The following is a 3,590-nucleotide window of genomic DNA, read 5'->3' on the forward strand; positions in this document are numbered from 1 at the left end:
CCTAGGAGAACAGCGCCTGCTGAACGAAGCTGCGCTGCCACCCAGGAGTCTTCCACTGCTTAGGAAGAAGCTAGAGCTACAGCTCCCGCGCTTGTGTGCATGTTATCATAGGTATCAATGTTATCCTTCAGTAGAATAGGAAATCCGTGCAGTGGCCTTCGAATACCCAGACATGCCCGTTCTTTATCTAATGCGCGTGCAATTTCGATGGCATCAGGATTGATTTCAATGATTGTATTTAGCCCAGAATAACTTCGAATTCGTTCTATATAAACGTTGATTAGATTTTCTGATGTCGTATTTCCTGACTCCATGGCTGTCTGCATGCTGTTAATATCAGCCTCTATAATCCACTTATCTTGTAGGTCTTGCATTCAAACGCTTCTTTCAATTTTTATTGTACAATCAACGTTCTCCGTTAAAAACAAACAATGAATTATTTAAACTTCGCGATAAGTTTTTGGACTAATTCAGTGGCATCATTTACTTCACAAGACTTTTCCTGTGCTATAAATTTAATACCTTTCGTAACACTATGAGCCATTCGGGGTATGAAATGCACATGGAAGTGTGGGATCCCGTCGATCGTTACAAGAGAATAAACCCGTTCCGCACCTGTGATCTCTTTCAGTGTCGAGTAAAGTTTTTTAACTAGATATCCATACGATCTCGACTCTTCATCAGTCATATTAGAGAAATCCAAGAAATGTCGTTTCGATTCTATCACTAATTGACCTAGAACGGATTGATCAGCAGGAAAATGGCAAACCATCCAATACTCGTCTTCAAAAATATACCCACCAGGTGGTTGGTTAGAAGTTCCATTATGTTTGTCACAAATGAACAAGACATATACATCGCCTCTTTCAAGTTATTAAACATTCTCCAAATGAAAAATAGTTTAAATATTCTCCTCCTTAGGGCATTCTATAATAAAAAGGATGGGGAGGAACAATGTTGGAACAGAAATATGTTAGAGAGACTAGATGCTTTTTAAAACTTCAAGAGTGTTTCCGCTGGATGTCAATAACCACAACACGATGTTCGGCGGTAAGCTCATGTCCTTGATCGGCGATATCGCATCCATTACGGCTTCTAAACTATGTCGGGTGACGGCAGTGACGGCTTCCACGGACTCCGTCGATTTTTTGAAACCGATCCGTCCGACGGATTATGTATCCTTGGAATCATTCGTCACTTGGACGGGCAAAACATCCATGGAAGTTTTCGTCAAAGTTATTACGGAAGATTTGCGTACAGGAAAAAGGGATATAGCCCAAGCAGTTTCATTTCAAGCCGCCTTCCATCACCACTCCAGAATGAGTTTAGCTATAGCCGCAAGGTCAACAATGTCAATGATACCATCTCCATTGATGTCGCTTTGTTTCACTTGATCCCAATCAGGATCATTCGATGTTTTACCGTAGGCATTCGCAACGAGAGCAAGGTCACCGATACTTATTTTTCCATCCTTATTAAGGTCCCCAGGGATACTTGTAAAAACGGAAGCTAAGAATGATTTTAGGGCTGTATTCAGTGCTTCTGCAGCATTCTCAATAGCCTGCTGCTCAGCAGATGGATCATTTACGACTTCCTGAGCCTTGTTAACAGCTTCCTGCAAGATAACTTTCGATCCTGCCGGATACTGTCCTACTTGCTTGCCTTCAATAGACCTATCAAGGATACCCTGTGCTTTGGCTATAAGAGCGATCAATCCCTCTTTATCCAGGGCGCCGATGTTAATGGTACGATCTGCGCCATTCACTGAAGTTTCCATACCTGCATCATTGGCCACCACCACACCAGATACGGCCACTTGAGTGGATCCTATTGCAGCGTCTCGTTTTGCTTTGAAATTTAATATTATTAGGTCTTCGTTCGGATTAACTTGCAGGTTGCCCAAATGCACACCAAGAATACGAATTTGACCTGGTGTTTCCTTATAGTCGACGATCAGAAATTTATCTCTGTCTAATGAGCTAGGTGGTGCAACAAGTTCTAAAGCGTTCACATCATACTTCACAGTAATATCTTGTGCGAGGACTTTGCCATCCACATTATTTAATCCATAGACAAGCTGGAAGGTTTGGTTCACCACTACAGCTGCCTGACCTATAAGGATTGCCCCTCTTTCTTCTAAATTACCCAGGACAATATCTACTTTAGAACTAGTTTCACCAGATGTGACATCGACTCCAACACTTCCTGCTGTGTAGCCATTCTTTGTCGCAGTCACGGTGTACCCCGCCTTGGCAGGCACATTAGTAAAACTATAATTTCCATTTTCCGAAGTAATAGTCGTGTATACACTGTCGCCGAGCGTCAGACTTACGCTTGCTCCGGACACCAGATTTGTGCCATCAGATACCATTCCTGAGACCGCGCCGGGAAGCTTTTTGACAATGATATAGTTTATCATCACACAAGGCGTACTCGTTCCTTGTGCAGCCGTGATGGTTAGTTCACCATTCTCGATAACCACCTGGCCCTTTGCAAACAATGGTTTCTTGTAGTCATCCGACAACGTTACATTATTCAAGATTTGGGCTTTATTAAAGAAGACGTTTGTTTTATAGCCCCTAGCCCCTTGACCCCATCCGCTGGCGATGGCCACTTCTACATCATAGATGCCATTTTCCAATTCAAATTTGTAGGTAACGGTTGAACCGTTGCCCGCAGGCTGATCTTTAAGGAAACGAAAAGTTTGCGCCGCAGGGGAATTGTCATCTAACGATAGATTCTCAGCCGGCCATGTTACCTTACCAGTCATAAGATTGGGGTAAGAAGCGTTGTACTTATATTCATCTATAACCCCCCACTTTTTGCCGGTAACGGGATCCGGACCGTAGAACTGATCGGTTACGCCGTTATAGACACCATACAAATCACCTGGACTTAGCGTAGCAGGATTCATGTCGCCAGCGTCTACAAAATACATAAACTCATCATTCACATCAGAAGATAATGCGAAGTCATCTACTTCGATCACACTGCCCGCTATTGTTTTAATACCTATTGTTTCTTTGGCAGACTTTGCGGTGAATCTCACGCTATACGTGCTATAGGCTGAGTTTTTGGAAATCAATGTTGTATTCACTGAATCTCCGCCAAATACCGTTAGGCTGCCAGTTCCTTTTGCCTGTAGCCGGAGAGTATACGATTTGCCTGCAGTTAATCCTTTGAGCCGCTGGGAAACTGTAGCTTCTTTGGTTAGTTTCAAAGAGTAACGATTGAAGTAACCATCCTGGCTCGTCTGAATTTCCGAGGTGCCCGTAACATCCCAGCCAGCTGTGCTTCCTGTACCAAATGATGAATTCTTGATGGTCTCGTCTGCATTTTCTAAATAACTTTTCACAAAAAGGGTTACATCACCTGTTACAGTGTACTTAAGAGTATTGTTACGAAGCTGACTGCTAAGATTATCTCCTTTGTCGGTAATAATGGCGTAGGACATATTATCATTCAAAGATGACAACGTCAGTGTAACGACTTCACCGGCCTGCGCTAAAGTCTTATCCAATTCAGCGTGAATTCCATAACTATTGTCCGTCCGGGTGAATGCCTTAATGGTATACGCATTACCAGGCACC

General features: G+C 43.0%; 2 protein-coding genes and 1 pseudogene. 1 reads left to right on the forward strand and 2 read right to left on the reverse strand.

Annotated features, from left to right (window positions below):
- Positions 1-59: 59 nt before the first annotated feature.
- The gene (locus AC1DUA_RS28855; protein ID WP_477503030.1) at positions 60-374 is read right to left on the reverse strand and encodes an amidase family protein; all 315 of its coding nucleotides are present in this window, start codon (positions 372-374) and stop codon (positions 60-62) included.
- A gap of 583 nt (positions 375-957) precedes the next feature.
- Between AC1DUA_RS28855 and AC1DUA_RS28860 the strand changes: the two are divergent.
- Positions 958-1,277, forward strand: a pseudogene (locus AC1DUA_RS28860) (acyl-CoA thioesterase); the annotation flags it as partial.
- Between the two features lie 29 nt (positions 1,278-1,306).
- Here AC1DUA_RS28860 and AC1DUA_RS28865 read toward each other — a convergent pair.
- The coding region (locus AC1DUA_RS28865; protein WP_477503031.1) for a cohesin domain-containing protein at positions 1,307-3,590 on the reverse strand (2,284 nt) is incomplete at its 5' end.

The organism is Paenibacillus sp. 01T422 (genome assembly GCF_056398785.1).